This is a genomic window from Streptomyces sp. NPDC003034, from assembly GCF_053591375.1.
On the sequence record NZ_JBSFTS010000001.1, the window covers coordinates 219,869 to 238,623 of the forward strand.

An 18,755-nucleotide genomic window follows, 5' to 3' on the forward strand; every position below is an offset into this window, starting at 1 on the left:
CCTTCTGACCTGCAACAACCGCTCGAACAGAGCCCGTTGTCAGTGGCGTAGGGCACCGTGGTCACAGCAGTCGGAAGCGGCTGCGGAGCATAGGAGGGGGACCATGACCATGCCCGAGAACAGCCTCGGCGCCGAGGTGCTGCGACCGCACGCCGAAGACGCCTTCGCACACGAACTGAAAGCCTTGGAAGCGGCTGACGACCGGCCCCGCCCCACCCGTTGGAAGCTCTCCCCCTGGGCCGTGGCGACGTATCTGCTCGGCGGTGAACTGCCCGACGGGACGGTGATCACGCCCAAGTACGTCGGGCCGCGCCGCATCGTCGAAGTCGCCGTCACCACCCTGGCGACCGACCGCGCCCTGCTCCTGCTCGGCGTCCCCGGCACCGCCAAGACGTGGGTGTCCGAACATCTCGCCGCCGCCGTCAGCGGCGACTCCACCCTCCTCGTCCAAGGCACCGCCGGCACCCCCGAAGAAGCCATCCGGTACGGCTGGAACTACGCCCGGCTGCTGGCCCACGGCCCCAGCCGCGAAGCCATCGTCCCCAGCCCCGTCATGCGCGCCATGGCCGAGGGCATGACCGCGCGCGTCGAGGAGCTCACCCGCATCCCCGCGGACGTCCAGGACACCCTCATCACCGTCCTGTCCGAGAAGACGCTCCCCATACCGGAGCTCGGCGAGGAGGTGCAGGCCGTGCGCGGCTTCAACCTCATCGCCACCGCCAACGACCGCGACCGCGGGGTCAATGAGCTCTCCAGCGCGCTGCGCCGCCGCTTCAACACCGTCGTGCTGCCCCTGCCCGCCACCGCCGACGCCGAGGTCGACATCGTCGCCCGCCGCGTCGACCAGATGGGCCGCGCCCTCGAACTGCCGGCGGCGCCCGAGGGGCTGGAGGAGATCCGCCGCGTCGTCACCGTCTTCCGCGAGCTGCGCGACGGCGTCACCGGGGACGGCCGTACGAAGGTGAAATCGCCCAGCGGCACCCTCTCCACCGCCGAGGCCATCTCGGTCGTCACGGGCGGCCTGGCGCTGGCGGCCCACTTCGGGGACGGCGTGCTGCGCCCCTCCGACGTGGCCGCGGGCATCCTCGGCGCCGTGATCCGGGATCCGGCCGCCGACAAGGTCGTCTGGCAGGAGTACCTGGAGGCCGTGGTCCGCGAGCGGGACGGCTGGAAGGACTTCTACCGTGCCTGCCGGGAGGTGACCGTATGAGCCCGACGCCGCAGGCCGTGACGGACCGGTCTCCCGCAGCGGCCGGACCACCGGCGACCGGAACCTCGGCGAGGGCGGCCAGGAGCTCAGGGGCCGGGAGTTCGGCGGCGCGCGGACCGCTGCTCCTGGGCGTACGGCACCACGGGCCCGGCTCGGCCCGCGCGGTGCGGGCCGCCCTGGAGGAGGCCCGGCCCGCGGCCGTGCTCGTCGAAGGACCGCCCGAGGGCGACGCGCTGCTGGGACTGGCCGCGGATCCCGGGATGCGGCCGCCCGTGGCGCTGCTCGCGCACGCGGCGGACGATCCCGGCCGGGCGGCGTTCTGGCCGCTGGCCGACTTCTCCCCCGAGTGGGTGGCGATCCGCTGGGCGCAGCGGGCCGGGGTACCGGTGCGGTTCATCGACCTCCCGGCCGCGCACTCGCTGGCCACACCGGCTCCGGCCGCCCAAGGCGGCCCGGACCACGCCCCGGACCCGGACCCGGACCCGGACACGCGCGATGTGCCCGAGGCGCCGGAAGCCGACCGGGGGCGGCTGGACCCGCTGGCGGTGCTCGCCGAGACCGCCGGGTACGACGACCCCGAGCGCTGGTGGGAGGACGTGGTCGAGCACCGGGGCACCGGAGGCCCGGGGGAGAGTGCGCTCGGCGCGTTCGAAGCGCTCGCCGAGGCCATGGGCGCCCTGCGGGAGGCGTACGGGGACGGCAGCCACACCCGGGACCTGGTGCGCGAGGCCCACATGAGGCAGCGCATGCGGGCCGCCCGCCGGGAGTTCGGTGATTCCTACGCGGTGGTGTGCGGCGCTTGGCACGTCCCGGCGCTGGCGGCCAAGACCACCGCGGCCGCCGACAAGGCCCTGCTCACCGGGCTCCCCAAGGTCAAGGTGGAGACCACCTGGGTGCCCTGGACCCACCGCCGGCTCGCCCGGGCCGGCGGATACGGCGCCGGTATCGCCTCCCCCGGCTGGTACGCACACCTCTTCTCGGCCCGGGACCGGCCCGTCGAGCGGTGGCTCACCAAGGTCGCGGGCCTGCTGCGGGAGGAGGACCGGCAGGTCTCCTCGGCGCACGTCATCGAGGCGGTCCGGCTGGCCGAGATCCTGGGCGCCATGCGCGGGCGTCCGCTGCCCGGGCTGACGGAGACCCTGGAAGCGGTCCGGGCCGTGATGTGCGACGGCTCCGAGGTACCCCTCGCGCTGATCGAGGACCGCCTCGTCGTCGGAGACGTCCTCGGGGAGGTCCCCGACGCGGCGCCCGTCGTACCGCTCCAGCGCGACCTGACCCGGCAGCAGCGCTCGCTGCGGCTCAAGGCGGAGGCGCAGGACCGCGAGCTGGAGCTCGACCTGCGCAAGGACACCGACACGGCGAAGTCCCTGCTGCTGCACCGGCTGCGGCTGCTCGGCATCGAGTGGGGCACGCCGGCCGCCTCGCGGGGGAGCACCGGAACCTTCCGGGAGACGTGGCGGCTGCGCTGGGAGCCGGAGCTGTCGGTGCGGGTCGCCGAAGCCGGGATCTGGGGCACCACCGTCCTCGCGGCGGCCACCGCCAGGGCCGAGGCGGACGCGGCGGGAGCCGAGGAGCTGGGCGAGGTGACGTCGCTGGCGGAGCGCTGCCTGCTGGCCGGGCTCTCGCAGGCGCTGCCCGCCGTACTGCGGGCGCTCGCGGACCGGGCCGCGCTGGACACCGATGTGGCGCGGCTCGCCAAGGCCCTGCCGGCGCTGGCCCGCTCACTGCGGTACGGGGACGTCCGCGGGACCGATGCCGCGGCGCTGGGCACCGTCGCGGCCGGGCTGGCCGAGCGGATATGCGTGGCCCTGCCGCCGGCCTGCACCGGCGCTCTGGACTCCGACGCGGCGGCGGAGCTGCGGGGCCACGTGGACGGGGTGCACGGGGCCGTCGGCCTGCTGGCCGAAGCCGGGGAGGGGCTGCGGGAGCGCTGGTCCGCGGTGCTGCGCACGCTGGCCGGCCGGGACACCGTCCCGGGCCTGATCCGCGGGAGGGCGGCCCGGCTGCTGCTCGACGACGGGCGGCTGCCGGCGGAGGAGACGGCGCGGCTGATGGGGCTCGCCCTGTCCCCGGCGTCCGCCCCCGCCGACGCGGCGGGCTGGATCGAGGGCTTCGCCGACGGGCGTTCGGGCGGCGGCACGCTGCTGGTCCACGACGACCGGCTGCTCGGCCTGATCGACACCTGGCTGGTGGGAGTGCCGGAGCGAGCCTTCACCGACGTACTGCCGCTGCTGCGGCGGACGTTCGGGGCGTACGAACCGGGCGTGAAGCGCACCCTGGGCGAGCTGGTCCGCCGGGGCCCCGGCGGCTCGGCCGCGGCGACCGGCCCCGGTTCGGCGCCCGAGGGCTTCGCCGCCGAACTGGACCGGGCCCGCGCGGACGCGGTGGAGGACCTGGTCCGCATGCTCCTGGCCGGCCCACGGCCCGAGCCGATACCGACCCCGCCGTCCCCGCATCCCGCATGCCCGTGACGGCCGGGCCACGGGGTACGGCGGGTCCCGGCCGGGCGGTGCCGGACGTCGGATGCGGCGGCCGGGAGATGTCAGTGAGTCAGTGGAACGAGGGGGCAGGGCGCATGGGCAGGACGGGTGGGGACGGTCTCGCGGTGGCGGCCGGTACGGACGGGGCCGCGGATGAGCGGCTGCGGCGGTGGCGGCTGGTGCTCGGCGGGGGAGAGGCCGACGGGACCGGGTGCGTGCTCGCCGGCCGGGACGCGGCCATGGACGCCGCGCTCGGCGCGCTGTACGGGGCCGCCGGGGCCGATGGCGGGTCCCGCAAGGCGGCGGGGGAGCGGTCGGCCGGCCTCGGCGGTTCCGCGCCGCGGGTGGCCCGCTGGCTCGGGGACATCCGGACGTACTTCCCGAGCTCGGTGGTCCAGGTCATGCAGCGGGACGCGATCGAGCGGCTCGGCCTGGCCGGTCTGCTGCTGGAGCCGGAGATGCTGGAGGCCGTCGAGCCCGACGTCCACCTCGTCGGGACCCTGCTCTCGCTGAACAAGGCGATGCCGGAGACCACGAAGGAGACTGCGCGGGCGGTGGTCCGCAAAGTGGTCGACCAGTTGGAGAAGCGGCTCGCGACCCGCACCCGGGCCACACTCACCGGCGCTCTGGACCGTTCTGCCCGGGTGAGCCGTCCCCGCCACCACGACATCGACTGGAACCGCACGATCCGGGCCAACCTCAAGAACTACCTGCCCGAATACCGCACGGTCGTTCCCGAGCGGCTGATCGGATACGGCCGGGCGGCGCATTCGGTCAAGAAGGAGGTGATCCTCTGCATCGACCAGTCGGGTTCGATGGCGGCCTCCGTCGTCTACGCCTCCGTCTTCGGCGCGGTCCTCGCCTCCATGCGTTCGATCGCCACCCGCCTCGTCGTCTTCGACACCGCCATCGTGGACCTGACAGATCAGCTGGACGATCCGGTGGACGTGCTGTTCGGCACCCAGCTGGGCGGCGGCACCGACATCAACCGGGCGCTGGCCTACTGCCAGTCCAAGATCACCCGTCCCGCCGACACCGTCGTCGTCCTGATCAGTGATCTCTACGAGGGCGGCATACGGAACGAGATGCTCAAGCGGGTGGCGGCGATGAAGGGAGCGGGAGTCGAGTTCGTGACCCTGCTCGCCCTGTCCGACGAGGGCGCCCCGGCCTACGACCGCGAGCACGCCGCCGCCCTCGCGGCGCTGGGCGCCCCGGCCTTCGCCTGCACCCCCGACCTGTTCCCCGACGTCATGGCCGCCGCACTGGAGAAGCGGCCCCTGCCGGTGCCGTAACCGGGGGAGCGGTGCTCGTTCTCCTGCGAAACGGCCCGCGCGGGGGCCTCGTACAACCCTCGCCGACCCCCGAACGGGCGCACGTACCGCTGCGCGGAGGGGCACGCCCGAGGGCGCGCGAACGGGTGCGCCCGCGGCTCGTGGAAATGGGCAGATCGCACGAAGTTCCAGCTCAACCGTGAGGCGATCTGTGACAGGTATCACCGCTCAGGTGTGATCTGCGATTTAGGGACCTACGGTCCACGGGGATAACCTGCGGGACGGACATGCCGCGTCCACGGTCACCGTGTGCGCCTTCCTTGTGACAGCGCCGTCACGTTGCCCTCGCGGCACGCCCACGCAGATAGCAGATAACCGCGAATCACTGCGAATCTTTAAAAAAGACAAGGGACGGACGCGCGTGGACCTGTTCGAGTACCAGGCGAGGGACCTCTTCGCCAAGCACGGTGTACCGGTGCTGGCCGGTGAAGTCATCGACACGCCTGAGGCGGCTCGCGAGGCCACCGAGCGGCTGGGCGGCAAGTCGGTCGTCAAGGCGCAGGTGAAGGTCGGCGGCCGAGGCAAGGCCGGCGGCGTGAAGCTTGCCGCCACCCCGGACGAGGCCGTCGCCCGCGCGACGGACATTCTCGGCATGGACATCAAGGGCCACACGGTCCACAAGGTGATGATCGCCGAGACCGCTCCGAAGATCGACGAGGAGTACTACGTCTCCTACCTCCTCGACCGGACCAACCGCACCTTCCTGGCCATGGCCTCGGTGCAGGGCGGCATGGACATCGAGGAGGTCGCGGAGAAGACCCCCGAGGCCCTCGCGAAGGTCCCGGTCAACGCCAACGAGGGCGTGACCATCGAGAAGGCCCGCGAGATCGTCGCCCAGGCGAAGTTCCCGCAGGACGTGGCCGAGCAGGTCGCCGAGATCCTGGTGACCCTGTGGGACACCTTCATCGCCGAGGACGCGCTCCTCGTCGAGGTGAACCCGCTGGCGAAGGTCGAGGGCGGCCGCGTGCTCGCGCTCGACGGCAAGGTCTCGCTCGACGAGAACGCCGAGTTCCGCCAGCCGGGCCACGAGGAGTTCGTGGACCACGCGGCCGCGAACCCGCTGGAGGCCGCCGCCAAGGCGAAGAACCTCAACTACGTCAAGCTCGACGGCGAGGTCGGCATCATCGGCAACGGCGCGGGTCTCGTCATGAGCACCCTCGACGTCGTCGCGTACGCCGGTGAGAACCACGGCGGCGTCAAGCCGGCCAACTTCCTCGACATCGGCGGTGGCGCCTCCGCCGCCGTCATGGCGAACGGCCTTGAGATCATCCTCGGCGACCCGGACGTCAAGTCCGTCTTCGTCAACGTCTTCGGTGGCATCACCGCGTGTGACGAGGTCGCCAACGGCATCGTCCAGGCGCTGGCTCTGCTGGAGGAGAAGGGCGAGGCGGTCACCAAGCCGCTCGTCGTCCGTCTCGACGGCAACAACGCCGAGCTGGGTCGCAAGATCCTCTCGGATGCCAACCACCCGCTGGTGCAGCGCGTGGACACCATGGACGGCGCGGCCGACAAGGCCGCCGAGCTCGCGGCTGCGAAGTAAGGGCAGAGGTCAAAGACTCACATGGCTATCTTCCTCAACAAGGACAGCAAGGTCATCGTCCAGGGCATGACCGGTGCCACGGGCATGAAGCACACCAAGCTGATGCTGGCTGACGGCACCAACATCGTCGGCGGCGTGAACCCGCGCAAGGCCGGCACCACCGTCGACTTCGACGGCACCGAGGTCCCGGTCTTCGGTTCGGTCGCCGAGGCGATGGAGAAGACGGGCGCGAACGTTTCCGTCCTCTTCGTCCCGCCGGCCTTCGCCAAGGCCGCCGTCGTCGAGGCCATCGACGCCGAGATCCCGCTGGCCGTCGTCATCACCGAGGGCATCGCGGTGCACGACTCCGCCGCCTTCTGGTCGTACGCCTGCGCCAAGGGCAACAAGACGCGCATCATCGGCCCGAACTGCCCGGGTCTGATCACCCCCGGCCAGTCCAACGCCGGCATCATCCCGGGCGACATCACCAAGCCCGGCCGCATCGGTCTCGTGTCCAAGTCCGGCACGCTGACCTACCAGATGATGTACGAGCTCCGTGACATCGGCTTCTCCTCGGCCGTCGGCATCGGTGGCGACCCGGTCATCGGTACGACGCACATCGACGCCCTTGAGGCGTTCGAGGCCGACCCCGACACCGACCTCATCGTCATGATCGGCGAGATCGGCGGCGACGCCGAGGAGCGTGCGGCGGACTTCATCGCAGCGAGCGTCACCAAGCCGGTCGTCGGCTACGTCGCGGGCTTCACCGCCCCCGAGGGCAAGACCATGGGCCATGCGGGCGCCATCGTCTCCGGTTCTTCTGGCACCGCACAGGCCAAGAAGGAGGCCCTTGAGGCCGCCGGCGTGAAGGTCGGCAAGACGCCGACCGAGACGGCCGAGCTCGCGCGCGCCATCCTGAACGCCGCGAAGTAACGAAGTAGCGCGAAGCAACCGGCCGGCGCCTGCGCCCGGCCGTGTGTGGTCCGCCGTACGGGCGTGGCCCGCACCCTCAGGGGTGCGGGCCACGCCCGTTTTCCGCGCCGCGCCCTATTCGATACGGGGGGTGACGCGGGCCGGTCCGGCGCCCGGGGCGGTGCGCAGCATGTCCTGGAGCTCCCTGCTCTCGTCGGTGAGCTGCTGCGGGCCGCTGAGCGGCGGCACCCCGGAGACGCTCGCGCCGGGAGCGTACGGGGGGGCGTACTGGGTGGGCGCGGTCGTGGCCGTGTAGGCGGTGGCGACGGTGATCACCGCCGTCAGGCCGAGCGCCGCGCGGGTCCAGACCCGGATGCCTTTCTCCGCGCCGAGGCGTACGGCGGCCGCCGGGCGCGGCTCCAGCGGTACGGCCGGTTCCAGGGCGGCGAACCGCTCGCGCAGCACCGCGGACTGCTTCTCGGGCGGTACGTCGTCCAGCTCGGGGATCCGGTCCGCCATCGCGGCACGGGCGCGAAGGAGGCGGCCACCGGCGGTGGGGGTGGTGGCCTCGGTCTCGGCGGCGGTGTCGGGCAGGTCGAGGCCGACGCCGTCGTAGAGCAGCACGGTGCGGCGGTGGATGGCGGGCAGCGCCAGCATCGCGTCCAGCAGGATCCGGTCGGCGGGCTCGGCGGGGGCCTTGTCGGGGTGCCGGTGCACGCGGCGGAACAGGTGCCAGGGGGAGAGCGCGTACTCGTACGCGGCCGCGCGCACCCAGCCCACCGGGTCGGGGTCGCCGGCCACCTCGGGCCAGCGCGCCCAGGCTTGTTGGAACGCTCGCTCCACGGCCTCCTCCGAGAGGTCCCGGCGGCCGGTGAGCAGGTACGCCTGGCGCACGAGGGTGGGGGCGGCGTGGCCGTAGAGGGCGTCGAAGGCCATGGCGGCGGCGCTCCGCTGCGGCGCCGCCGCCGCGGGCTCCTCGTCCGCCGGGTCCGCCGCGTCAGCCGGTTCCGCCGTGGGCTCCGCGTCCGCCGCGTCCGCCGCGGGGTCGGGCGGGGCCGCGGAGCCGTCGGCTTCGGGTGAGGCCACCGGCTCCGGCGCCGCTGCGGTCGCCGCCGGTGTGTCGGCCCCCGGGCCGGGCTCCTGCGGGGCCTGCGGGGCCTGCGGGGCCACGTGCCCCGCCTCGTCGGAGGCCGCTGACTCGTGCCGGGACGGCGACTCGACGGGGGGCTCGGCGACGGAAGCCACGCCGGGCTCGGCCGAGGCCCGCACGGGCTCCTTCGCCGGGGCGGTGCGGTCGGGCTCCTCGGCGGCCGCGTCCGGTTCGGCGGCGGACGGCACGCCGGAGTCGGCGGGGACCACCGGGCAGTCCGGCTCCTCGGGGGCCGTGTCCGGTTCGGCGCGGGTGTCCCGTAGTGGCGCGGGCGCGAGGCCGGCCAGGATCCGTGCGTAAGCCTCCCGCTTGCGGCCCCGGGGCCGGGTGCGGCCGCTCTCCCAGGAGCGGATCGTCGCCGGGGTGACGCCCACGGCCGCCGCGACGTCCTCGTGCGTCAGGCCTGCCCCTTCCCGCAGCCTGCGGCGCTCCTTCGGAGAGGGGAGCCGGGTCCGCGCCTCGGCAACCGAGGCCGAGGCCGAGGCCGCGGCGGAGGCCGTGGCCGAGGTCGACTCGACGCTTTGTGTCATGCCACACTCCCCGCGACCCGACAGCCCTGGGCGAAAAAGTACATAAACGTATATTGGGCGACACCACGGGTAATCGCCTGTTACCCGCTGCTAGCGCGTGTCGTTGGCACCATGGCGGGGTGACCCAAGTGACCGAACGCGGGACCTCGTTGTCCGCGGCCCCCCAGGCGCCCGGACGGCGGCGCCGCCGTTCGCCCGCGGCCGCCGCCTGCGTGGCCGGCGGCGCCGTGGCGGCCGGACTCGGGCTCGGCTTCCTCGCCGTGCTCGTCATCGTGCTGTGGATCAGTTCCCCGTACCCCGACAGCGGGCCCGGCGGGGCCCTGCACCTGGCCGCCGGGCTGTGGCTGCTCGCCCACGGCACGGAGCTGGTGCGGTACGAGACCCTCTCCGGCGTGCCCGCGCCCGTCGGTGTGACGCCCCTGCTGCTCATCGTGCTGCCCGTACTGCTCATGCGGCGCGCGGCCCGGCTGGGCAGCGCCTCCGGCGAGGCCGAGGCCGAGGGCGAGGGGGCGGGAACGGGCGAGGTCGCGGGGGAGGGCGGTGACGGGCACGGGGGTGACGGCGCGGACGGTGACGAGGCGCTGCCCGCCGGTGTGGTCTTCTCCGCCGTGGTGTGCGGCTATCTGGCCGTCGGCGCGCTCGCAACGGTGTACGCCGCCGGCGGCCCGATGCCCGCCGACCCGCTGAGCGCGGCCTGGCACGTCCCGCTGGTCGCCGCACTCGCCGCCGCCGCCGGGGTGTGGGCGGCGCGGGGCCGCCCGCTCGGGCCGCTGCCGTCATGGGTTCCGGGGGGCGTGCGCAGGGCGATCGCGCGCCCCCGCTACGCGCTGGCGCTCCGTGCGGGGACGGGCGGCGCCCTCGTCCTGCTGGGCGGCGGCGTGCTCCTGGTCGGTGCCTCGCTCGCCTGGCACGGCGCGGAGGTCCACGGCTCGTTCCTGTCGCTGACCGAGGTGTGGTCCGGCCGGTTCGCCGTCCTGCTCCTCGCCGTCACGCTGATCCCGAACGCCATGGTGTGGGGGGCGGCCTACGCGCTCGGGCCTGGCTTCGCCCTCGGCGCCGACGCGACCGCCACCCCGCTCGGCTTCGCCGGCTCGCCCGCACTGCCCCGGTTCCCGCTGCTGGCCGCGCTGCCGCCGGAGGGACCGGGGACACCGCTGACCTGGGCGGTCGTCGGGGTGCCGGTGGTGGCGGGGCTGGCGGTGGGCTGGTTCGCGGTACGCCGCGCGCGCGAGGTCTCGCACAGGGAGACGGCGCTGACGGCCGCCCTGGGCGCGCTGGTCTGCGGCGTGGTGATGGCCGGGCTGGCGGCCGCTTCCTCGGGCCCGCTGGGCTCGCGGGAACTGGCCCGCTTCGGGCCGGTGTGGTGGGCCACCGGCGGGGCGGCCTTCGTCTGGACGCTGCTGCTGGCGGTGCCCCTGGCGGTGGCGGTGCACGCCTGGCGGACCCGCCCGGCGAAGGGGCTGGCCGCGCTGGACGCCGCCGACGACGACGCCTGGCACGACACGGGCGTACGGGAGGTCCGCTGGGCGGCTCTGCGCCGTGCGGCGGGAAGCCTGGTCCCGGACATCCCGGCGGCGCCCTGCGATCCGCCGTGCGAGCCGCCGCCCGCCCCGCCGGAGCCGGACCCCGCGCCGGCCCCGCTTCCGCCGCGGCCGCCGCGCCCGGTGACGGTGGTGCCGGGGCTCAGACTGGACCTGACGCCGATCCCGATCCCGGCGAAGCCGTCCGGCCGCCCGGCCCCGCCGTCCTTCCCGCCGTCGCCGGTGTCCCCCGTACTGCCGCTCATCGCGCCGGTGGACTCCACACCGCCGGCGCGGCCCCCGGGCGCCCCGCCGGCCGCGCCGTTCGTCGGGCCCGTGGCCGGTGCCCGGGTCCTGGCCCGCCGGAAGCCGCCGGCCTGATCCGGCGGCGCATCGCAGGCGGAACCGGTGCCCCGCCGGATCAGGCCAGAACTAGGGCGTGCCCTACGGCCGGACCTTCAGGATGTCGCCCACGAAGTTGTCCGGAAGCCGGTTGTTGCACTGCAGCTCGGCCGTCTTCGTGAGGGCGTCCTCGCGGCACACGTAGAAGTCCTTGTACACCAGCTGCAAGGCGTACGAGCTCATGGCCAGCAGGATCGCCAGCGAGGCCGTGACCAGTCCGCTCACCGCGGCCGTCCGCTGGGGGCGGGCCGCGGCGCCGAGGGCGGCCAGACCTCCCGCGCGGGCGTCGGGCGCCGAGCCCGGCCCCGCGGGCGCGGCCGCGCCCCCGGCCGGTGTGGTGGCCGGACGCGACGACCAGGCGGACCTGTCGCCCGCGGACCCGGCCGAGGCGGCCGCCACCGGCTTCGCCCGCAGCGCGCTGATCCCCCAGTACACGGCGAGCGCCCCCAGCATCAGCCCCATCGACGGGATCCCGAAGATCCCGAAGAAGAAGCCCCACATGCCGGCCAGCAGCGCGTACCGGGCGCGGCGCTGGATCGGGTCCGTCGGGTCCCAGCGCGCCGGGCCGCCCGGTGCGGCCGGGTCCCGCGGGGCGTTCCCGCTCCCGTTGTCCCGGCCCTCGCCGTCACCACCGCCGCGCGGCTGCCACGGCTGGTCGGGCCGGCCTTCCGGGGGAGCCGCGAAGGGGTTGTCGTCGGTGGAGGAATCGGGCTGGCGGCGGTCCGGCATCGGGTGCGTTTCTTCCCCTGGGTCATGGGCGTCGCGGGCGACGTCGTGGCGAGGTGAGGCCTGCTCTCGGCTTGTAGGCCAGACGCTACCCCCCGGCCGTCCCCCCATCCCCCGGGGGCCGTCCGGTGTGCCGGTATCGTTGCAGGCGGTCAGTGGCTTCGTATGGTCCCCCGTATGGCGGCGCCCCGGAGTTCTGTGTGACCACACAAGAGTAAATGACGCATTTCCCCCCAGAAAGGGCCACTCATGGCCGCCTCCCGCCTGGTCGTGCTGGTTTCCGGTTCCGGCACCAACCTCCAGGCCCTGCTCGACGCCATCGAAGCCCACCCGGGCGGCCCCGAGGGCTTCGGCGCCGAAGTCGTCGCCGTGGGGGCCGACCGCGAGAACATCGCCGGCCTGGAGCGGGCCGAGAGGGCGGGCATCCCCACCTTCGTGTGCCCGGTCAAGGCGTACGGCAGCCGCGAGGAGTGGGACACCGCTCTGACGGAGGCCACCGCCGCCCACGCGCCGGACCTCGTCGTCTCCGCCGGGTTCATGAAGATCGTGGGCAAGACGTTCATCGACCGCTTCGGCGGGCGGTTCGTCAACACCCACCCCGCCCTCCTCCCGGCCTTTCCGGGCGCGCACGGCGTACGGGACGCCCTCGCCTACGGCGTGAAGGTCACCGGCTGCACCGTCCACTTCGTGGACGCCGGCGTGGACACCGGTCCGATCATCGCCCAGGGTGTGGTCGAGATCCGGGACGAGGACGACGAAGCCGCTCTCCATGAGCGCATCAAGGAAGTCGAGCGCCAGCTGCTCGTCGATGTCGTGGGGCGCCTGGCCCGGCACGGCTACCGCATTGAGGGACGAAAGGTAACGATCCAGTGACCGCCGCAGAGAGCGTAGAGAGCACCGACCCGATGTCGACCCAGCGGCCGATCCGGCGTGCGCTCGTCAGCGTCTACGACAAGACGGGACTGGAAGAGCTGGCCCGCGGGCTGCACGGAGCGGGCGTCGCGCTCGTCTCCACCGGCTCCACCGCCGCCAGGATCGCCGCGGCCGGCGTCCCCGTCACCAAGGTCGAGGAGCTCACCGGCTTCCCCGAGTGCCTGGACGGCCGGGTCAAGACCCTGCACCCGCGCGTGCACGCCGGCATCCTCGCCGACCTGCGCCTGGAGGACCACCGGCGGCAACTGGACGAGCTGGGCGTCGAGCCCTTCGACCTGGTCGTCGTCAACCTCTACCCCTTCCTGGAGACCGTCCAGTCGGGCGCCACCCCGGACGAGTGCGTGGAGCAGATCGACATCGGCGGCCCCTCCATGGTCCGGGCCGCCGCGAAGAACCACCCCTCGGTCGCGGTCGTGACCAGCCCCGAGCGCTATGCCGACGTCCTCGCCGCGGCTCAGAGCGGCGGCTTCGACCTCACCGCGCGCAAGCGGCTGGCGGCCGAGGCCTTCCAGCACACCGCCGCCTACGACGTCGCGGTCGCCTCCTGGTTCACGAACGCGTACGCCCCGGAGCCGGAAGCCGTGCTGCCCGAGTTCCTGGCCGGCGCCTGGGACCGCAAGACGAGCCTGCGCTACGGCGAGAACCCGCACCAGGCCGCCGCCCTCTACACGGACGGCCGGCCGGGCGGGCTCGCCAACGCGGAGCAGTTGCACGGCAAGGAGATGTCCTTCAACAACTACGTGGACACCGAGGCCGCCCGCCGCGCCGCCTACGACCACGAAGAGCCCTGCGTCGCGATCATCAAGCACGCCAACCCGTGCGGTATCGCGGTCGGCGACGACGTCGCCGCCGCCCATCGCAAGGCGCACGCCTGCGACCCGCTGTCGGCCTTCGGCGGCGTCATCGCCGTCAACCGGCCGGTGACCGTCGAGCTCGCCGAGCAGGTAGCGGAGATCTTCACCGAGGTCATCGCCGCCCCGGCGTACGAGGACGGCGCGGTCGAGATCCTGGCCCGGAAGAAGAACATCCGCGTCCTGAAGGTGGACGGCACCCCGCACCAGCCGGGCGACCTCAAGCCCATCAGCGGCGGCGTCCTGCTCCAGCAGTCGGACCTCCTCCAGGCCGAGGGCGACGACCCGGCGAACTGGACCCTCGCCACCGGCGACGCCCTGTCCGCCGGGGAGCTCGCCGAGCTCGCCTTCGCGTGGAAGGCCTGCCGCGCCGTCAAGTCCAACGCGATCCTGCTCGCCAAGGACGGCGCCTCCGTCGGCGTCGGCATGGGCCAGGTCAACCGCGTCGACTCGGCGAAGCTCGCCGTGGAGCGGGCCGGCGCCGAGCGCGCGCAGGGCTCGTACGCCGCCTCCGACGCCTTCTTCCCCTTCCCTGACGGGCTGGAGATCCTGACGGCCGCCGGGGTCAAGGCCGTGGTCCAGCCGGGTGGTTCGGTCCGTGACGAGCAGGTCGTCGAGGCGGCGAAGAAGGCCGGGGTGACGATGTACTTCACCGGGACCCGGCACTTCTTCCACTGAGCCGGCCGGTACCCGCGCACGGCGAAGGCCGTACCCGCGAACGGCGAAGGCCGCGATCCGCAGCAGTGCGGGTCGCGGCCTTCGCCGTTGCCAGAGGCCGGCGGTCAGTACCGGGGACGCTTGAAGTAGGCGCCCGCGGCCGAGTTGGCCAGGCCGACGATGAGCCAGATCCCGAGGCCGAAGGAGATCACGGCCAGCAGCAGGGAGAGGATGGCGCCGCCGACCGGGGTGCTGTCGCTCGCGCCGAGCGCGGCCAGGTTGGCGAGCAGGCTGAAACCGCTGAAGAGGGCCTGGAGCGAGCCGTAGATGATGCCGGAGACGCGGACTCCGCCGGCGCCCTTGCTCATCTTCGCGGCCGTCAGGATGGCCCACAGGGCCAGACCGAGGCAGAAGATGCCGACGACGACGAACACGCCGCCCGCGATGGCGCCCGGATCGGCCGTGGAGGAGCTGGACGAGTCCGAGAAGGCCGAGGCGAAGACCGCGCCACCGATGATGACGAGCACGCCGCCCAGGGCCTGCAGAATGCCCAGGATGAAGAGGATGACGCGGGCGGCCTTCACGCCGCCGGGCATCTCGGCCGGCGCCCCGGGGTATCCGGCCGGACCACCCGGGTAGCCCTGGGGCGCCTGCTGCGGGTAGGCGTAGCCGCCCTGCGGCGGCATGCCCTGCGGGGCCTGCTGCGGGTAGCCGTAGCCCGGCTGGCCCTGAGGGGCCGGGGGCTGCTGGCCGTACGGGTTGTTCGGGTCGCCGAAGCTCATCTTGGGGTGTTCCTCCGTGGAAGTGCGGGGACGCACGGCACGCACGGAGGAAAAAAACTGTGTTCTACGGTCCGCCCCCCGGCACTGCCCGCGGCACTCTTTCGGTCATCGTCGTCCGATCGGGCAGGACTTGTCCAGCCGGTTGCCCCGGGGCCGGTCTTTGTTGTGCAAGTGCAATGAACCGTGTACACCCCGCGAGTGCCGCGACTGGAACCGGGGGCACCTCATCCGGGAGGATGGGTACATGACCGCCCAGATTCTCGACGGCAAGGCCACCGCAGCCGCGATCAAGTCCGAACTGACCGCCCGTGTGGCGGCCCTCAAGGCCCGGGGCATCACCCCCGGCCTCGGCACCGTGCTGGTCGGCGACGACCCGGGCAGCCGTTGGTACGTCAACGGCAAGCACAAGGACTGCGCCGAGGTCGGCATCGCCTCCCTCCAGCGCGAACTCCCCGCGACGGCCTCCCAGGAAGACATCGAGGCGGTCGTCCGCGAACTCAACTCCAACCCGCAGTGCACCGGCTACATCGTGCAACTCCCGCTCCCCAAGGGCATCGACACCAACCGGGTGCTGGAGCTGATGGATCCGGTGAAGGACGCCGACGGCCTGCACCCGATGTCGCTCGGCCGGCTCGTCCTGAACGAGCCGGGCCCGCTGCCCTGCACCCCGTACGGGATCGTCGAACTGCTGCGCCACCACGGCGTGCAGATCAACGGCGCGCACGTCGTCGTCCTGGGCCGCGGCATCACCGTCGGGCGCTCCATCGGGCTGCTGCTGACCCGCAAGTCCGAGAACGCCACCGTGACGCTGTGCCACACCGGTACCCGCGACCTCTCCGGGCTGCTGCGCCAGGCGGACATCATCGTCGCGGCGGCCGGCGTCCCGCACCTGGTCAAGCCGGAGGACGTGAAGCCGGGCGCGGCCGTGCTGGACGTGGGCGTCAGCCGCGACGAGAGCGGGAAGATCGTCGGCGATGTGCACCCGGGGGTGGCCGAGGTGGCGGGCTGGATCTCACCCAACCCGGGCGGTGTGGGACCGATGACACGGGCCCAGCTGCTCGTCAATGTCGTCGAGGCGGCGGAACGGATCACCAGTGCGGGCTGAACCAGGGGCTGGACCAGGGGCCGGACGAGGCGCCGTGCCAGGGGCCGGGCCAGGGGCAGAGGCGGGAGCCGGAGCGCAGGCGCGTGCGGCAGCAGGGGCCCCGAAGTCCCGCCGGTTCCCCTCCCTCACCCGGGACACCGCCCGACCCGAGGGCGGCGGCCGGGCCGCCCCCGGAGACGCGCCCGCGCCCGCCCGCCAATGGCCGATGCTCAGCGTGCTCACCGCCACCGCGGCCGGGCTGCTGTGCACCGCGATGGGGCAGGCCCGGATCGGCTGCCTCGTCATCGGCGTGGCGCTGATCGTGGCCGCGGTGCTGCGCCGCGTGCTGCCCTCGGTGGGGATGCTCGCGGTGCGCTCGCGCTTCACGGACATGGTCACGTACGGGCTGCTGGGCGTCGCGATCACCTTGCTGGCGCTGGTGATGGAGCCCAAGCCGTGGCTGGAGATGCCCTTCCTGGAGAGCGCGGTCCGCTTCACCGTCCGCTGAGTGCCGGGCCGGCCGGCGTCCGGGCGGGCCGGGCCGGCCGTCGTCCGTGCGGCCCCCGGGCCGGCCGTCGTCCGTGCGGCCCCCGGCCGCTGCGCCATGTGGAGCAAGGCGGAAGGGGCCCTCCGCCTTCGAACTCCCGTGCCGTGTGCGACGTGCCACAGGGACCCGGGGGCCCGGCCCCCCGCGGGTCGGATAGCCTGACGGGCGGATGTCTCTTCACATCAAGATTTACGGGAAGCGGCGTCCTTCCAGCACATGGGGCAGGGACGCCCCACCGCCAGCTGTCTAACGGAGAAGGCCATGACCCGCACTCCCGTGAATGTCACCGTCACCGGCGCCGCCGGCCAGATCGGCTACGCGCTCCTCTTCCGCATCGCGTCCGGTCACCTGCTCGGCGCGGATGTGCCGGTCAAGCTCCGCCTCCTGGAAATTCCCCAGGGCATGAAGGCCGCCGAGGGCACCGCCATGGAGCTCGACGACTGCGCCTTCCCGCTGCTCAAGGGCATCGACATCTTCGACGACCCGAACCAGGGCTTCGAGGGTGCCAACGTGGCGCTGCTCGTCGGCGCCCGCCCGCGTACCAAGGGCATGGAGCGCGGCGACCTGCTCTCCGCCAACGGCGGCATCTTCAAGCCGCAGGGCAAGGCCATCAACGACCACGCCGCGGACGACATCAAGGTCCTCGTCGTCGGCAACCCGGCCAACACCAACGCGCTCATCGCGCAGGCCGCCGCCCCGGACGTACCGGCCGAGCGCTTCACCGCGATGACCCGCCTGGACCACAACCGCGCGATCTCGCAGCTGGCCAAGAAGACCGGCGCCGACGTCACCGACATCAAGCGTCTGACCATCTGGGGCAACCACTCGGCCACCCAGTACCCGGACATCTTCCACGCGGAGATCGCCGGCAAGAACGCCGCCGAGGTCGTCGGCGACGAGCTGTGGCTCGCCGACACCTTCATCCCGACCGTCGCCAAGCGCGGCGCCGCGATCATCGAGGCCCGTGGCGCCTCCTCGGCCGCCTCGGCCGCCAACGCCGCCATCGACCACGTGCACACCTGGATCAACGGCACCGCCGCGGGCGACTGGACCTCCATGGGCATCCCGTCGGACGGCTCCTACGGCGTCCCGACCGGTCTGATCTCCTCCTTCCCCGTCACCTGCGAGGGCGGCAAGTACGAGATCGTCCAGGGCCTGGACATCAACGAGTTCTCGCGCACCCGCATCGACGCCTCCGTGCAGGAGCTGTCGGAGGAGCGCGACGCGGTCCGCGAGCTCGGCCTGATCTGACCCAAGGCCCGGACCGGCGGCCCTGCCGGCCCGGTCCGGACCTGCCCGGTCGGATTCGACCGGGCCACCCCGAAGGCCCCGGCATATCTGCCGGGGCCTTCTCGGTGCTCCCTGAGCCGTGCGCCGGGCCTTGGCAGGCCTTGGCGGGCCTTGTCACGCCTTCTTGTACATCCCGGGCGTGTAATGCCCCGGCACCATGCGGGTGCTGACGCCGAAGCGGTTCCAGACGTTGATGGTCGAGATCACGGCGATCAGCTGGGCCAGCTCGCGCTCCTCGAAGTGCTTCGCGGCCTTCTCGTACACCTCGTCGGACACGAACCCGTCCGTCAGGACGGTGATCGCCTCGGTCAGCTCGATCGCGGCGATCTCCTTCTCGGTGTAGAAGTGCCGCGACTCCTCCCAGGCGTTGAGCAGCACGATCCGCTCGACGCTCTCGCCCGCGGCGATCGCGTCCTTGGTGTGCATGTCGAGGCAGTACGCGCAGTGGTTGAGCAGCGAGGCGCGGATCTTGACCAGCTCCACCAGCGCCGGGTCCAGGCCCTTGCGCGCGGCGGCCTCCAGGGCCAGGACGGCCTGGTAGACCTCGGGAGCGAGCTTCGCCATGTGCAGGCGGGGTGTGTGCTCGGGGGCGTGGGCGTGGGCGTGGGCGTGCGCGGCTGCGGGTGCCGATGAGCGCGTGTGCGGGTCTTCGTGGGTGTGGGTCGTCGCCATGTCCCTACGGTAGGCCGCCCATCGGTACGGTCCGTCCCCGCGGCGGTGTCCCGGGGGCGAGTTTCGGCGCCGGTCTTCGTCCCGGCTCCGCCGTCCGCGCCGCCACCGCCCGGCGGGCGGCTCCGTACGGCGGCCGGTCACCGTACTGCGAGGGCAAAC

Annotated in this window: 15 protein-coding genes; 11 read left to right on the forward strand and 4 right to left on the reverse strand. The window is 73.3% G+C overall.

Going from position 1 to position 18,755, the window contains the following annotated elements; all coding sequences use genetic code 11:
* Positions 1-103 precede the first annotated feature (103 nt).
* The 5 genes from ACWDX7_RS01095 (at position 104) to sucD (ending at position 7,473) form a co-directional block, all read left to right on the forward strand.
* On the forward strand, positions 104-1,210 hold the full coding sequence (locus tag ACWDX7_RS01095; protein ID WP_451491554.1) for an ATP-binding protein: 1,107 nt from the start codon (positions 104-106) through the stop codon (positions 1,208-1,210).
* Positions 1,207-3,681 (forward strand): DUF5682 family protein, encoded by a 2,475-nt coding sequence (locus ACWDX7_RS01100; protein ID WP_451491553.1) that lies wholly within the window; start codon positions 1,207-1,209, stop codon positions 3,679-3,681. The genes ACWDX7_RS01095 and ACWDX7_RS01100 overlap by 4 nt, the downstream gene beginning before the upstream one ends.
* A gap of 104 nt (positions 3,682-3,785) precedes the next feature.
* Positions 3,786-4,982, forward strand: coding sequence for a VWA domain-containing protein (locus tag ACWDX7_RS01105; RefSeq protein WP_451491552.1), 1,197 nt, complete (start codon positions 3,786-3,788; stop codon positions 4,980-4,982).
* Between the two features lie 400 nt (positions 4,983-5,382).
* Positions 5,383-6,561, forward strand: a complete 1,179-nt coding sequence (gene sucC, locus ACWDX7_RS01110) for an ADP-forming succinate--CoA ligase subunit beta (RefSeq protein WP_451491551.1) — start codon at positions 5,383-5,385, stop codon at positions 6,559-6,561.
* A gap of 21 nt (positions 6,562-6,582) precedes the next feature.
* Positions 6,583-7,473 (forward strand): succinate--CoA ligase subunit alpha, encoded by an 891-nt coding sequence (sucD, locus tag ACWDX7_RS01115; RefSeq protein ID WP_451491550.1) that lies wholly within the window; start codon positions 6,583-6,585, stop codon positions 7,471-7,473.
* Between the two features lie 114 nt (positions 7,474-7,587).
* Here sucD and ACWDX7_RS01120 read toward each other — a convergent pair whose 3' ends face one another.
* Positions 7,588-9,132 (reverse strand): helix-turn-helix domain-containing protein, encoded by a 1,545-nt coding sequence (locus tag ACWDX7_RS01120; protein WP_451491549.1) that lies wholly within the window; start codon positions 9,130-9,132, stop codon positions 7,588-7,590.
* Between the two features lie 119 nt (positions 9,133-9,251).
* Between ACWDX7_RS01120 and ACWDX7_RS01125 the strand changes: the two genes are divergently transcribed.
* Entirely contained in the window at positions 9,252-11,033 is a 1,782-nt protein-coding gene (locus ACWDX7_RS01125; protein ID WP_451491548.1) for a cell division protein PerM, read from the forward strand.
* Positions 11,034-11,096: 63 nt separating this feature from the next.
* Here the strand turns inward: ACWDX7_RS01125 and ACWDX7_RS01130 are convergent, their stop codons facing one another.
* Complete coding sequence (locus tag ACWDX7_RS01130; protein ID WP_451491547.1) at positions 11,097-11,783, reverse strand: hypothetical protein; 687 nt, start codon at positions 11,781-11,783, stop codon at positions 11,097-11,099.
* A gap of 246 nt (positions 11,784-12,029) precedes the next feature.
* On the opposite strand from ACWDX7_RS01130, the gene purN reads away from it, so the two are divergent.
* Complete coding sequence (gene purN, locus ACWDX7_RS01135; protein WP_451491546.1) at positions 12,030-12,653, forward strand: phosphoribosylglycinamide formyltransferase; 624 nt, start codon at positions 12,030-12,032, stop codon at positions 12,651-12,653.
* Positions 12,654-12,685: 32 nt separating this feature from the next.
* A complete protein-coding gene (gene purH, locus ACWDX7_RS01140) occupies positions 12,686-14,242 on the forward strand; it encodes a bifunctional phosphoribosylaminoimidazolecarboxamide formyltransferase/IMP cyclohydrolase (protein ID WP_451491577.1) in 1,557 nt (518 codons plus the stop codon).
* A 104-nt stretch (positions 14,243-14,346) separates the two neighbouring features.
* Here purH and ACWDX7_RS01145 read toward each other — a convergent pair whose 3' ends face one another.
* Positions 14,347-15,003, reverse strand: a complete 657-nt coding sequence (locus ACWDX7_RS01145) for a hypothetical protein (protein ID WP_451491545.1) — start codon at positions 15,001-15,003, stop codon at positions 14,347-14,349.
* 244 nt (positions 15,004-15,247) lie between these two features.
* On the opposite strand from ACWDX7_RS01145, the gene ACWDX7_RS01150 reads away from it, so the two are divergent.
* The 3 genes from ACWDX7_RS01150 (at position 15,248) to ACWDX7_RS01160 (ending at position 17,885) form a co-directional block, all read left to right on the forward strand.
* The gene (locus ACWDX7_RS01150; RefSeq protein ID WP_451491544.1) at positions 15,248-16,108 is read left to right on the forward strand and encodes a bifunctional methylenetetrahydrofolate dehydrogenase/methenyltetrahydrofolate cyclohydrolase; all 861 of its coding nucleotides are present in this window, start codon (positions 15,248-15,250) and stop codon (positions 16,106-16,108) included.
* Positions 16,109-16,322: 214 nt separating this feature from the next.
* Positions 16,323-16,595, forward strand: coding sequence for a DUF3017 domain-containing protein (locus ACWDX7_RS01155; RefSeq protein WP_451491543.1), 273 nt, complete (start codon positions 16,323-16,325; stop codon positions 16,593-16,595).
* 300 nt (positions 16,596-16,895) lie between these two features.
* Positions 16,896-17,885: a malate dehydrogenase gene (locus tag ACWDX7_RS01160; protein ID WP_451491542.1), complete on the forward strand. Its 990-nt coding sequence runs from the start codon at positions 16,896-16,898 to the stop codon at positions 17,883-17,885.
* 153 nt (positions 17,886-18,038) lie between these two features.
* Here the strand turns inward: ACWDX7_RS01160 and ACWDX7_RS01165 are convergent, their stop codons facing one another.
* On the reverse strand, positions 18,039-18,488 hold the full coding sequence (locus ACWDX7_RS01165) for a carboxymuconolactone decarboxylase family protein (RefSeq protein ID WP_451491576.1): 450 nt from the start codon (positions 18,486-18,488) through the stop codon (positions 18,039-18,041).
* Positions 18,489-18,755 lie beyond the last annotated feature (267 nt).

Bases quoted from the DNA above. Each gene is read 5' to 3' on its own strand.
- ACWDX7_RS01095 (WP_451491554.1), top strand. From the start codon at position 104: ATGACCATGCCCGAGAACAGCCTCGGCGCCGAGGTGCTGCGACCGCAC.
- ACWDX7_RS01100 (WP_451491553.1), top strand. From the start codon at position 1,207: ATGAGCCCGACGCCGCAGGCCGTGACGGACCGGTCTCCCGCAGCGGCC.
- ACWDX7_RS01105 (WP_451491552.1), top strand. From the start codon at position 3,786: ATGGGCAGGACGGGTGGGGACGGTCTCGCGGTGGCGGCCGGTACGGAC.
- sucD (WP_451491550.1), top strand. From the start codon at position 6,583: ATGGCTATCTTCCTCAACAAGGACAGCAAGGTCATCGTCCAGGGCATG.
- ACWDX7_RS01120 (WP_451491549.1), bottom strand. From the start codon at position 9,132: ATGACACAAAGCGTCGAGTCGACCTCGGCCACGGCCTCCGCCGCGGCC.
- ACWDX7_RS01130 (WP_451491547.1), bottom strand. From the start codon at position 11,783: ATGCCGGACCGCCGCCAGCCCGATTCCTCCACCGACGACAACCCCTTC.
- purN (WP_451491546.1), top strand. From the start codon at position 12,030: ATGGCCGCCTCCCGCCTGGTCGTGCTGGTTTCCGGTTCCGGCACCAAC.
- purH (WP_451491577.1), top strand. From the start codon at position 12,686: ATGTCGACCCAGCGGCCGATCCGGCGTGCGCTCGTCAGCGTCTACGAC.
- ACWDX7_RS01145 (WP_451491545.1), bottom strand. From the start codon at position 15,003: ATGAGCTTCGGCGACCCGAACAACCCGTACGGCCAGCAGCCCCCGGCC.
- ACWDX7_RS01150 (WP_451491544.1), top strand. From the start codon at position 15,248: ATGACCGCCCAGATTCTCGACGGCAAGGCCACCGCAGCCGCGATCAAG.
- ACWDX7_RS01160 (WP_451491542.1), top strand. From the start codon at position 16,896: ATGACCCGCACTCCCGTGAATGTCACCGTCACCGGCGCCGCCGGCCAG.
- ACWDX7_RS01165 (WP_451491576.1), bottom strand. From the start codon at position 18,488: ATGGCGAAGCTCGCTCCCGAGGTCTACCAGGCCGTCCTGGCCCTGGAG.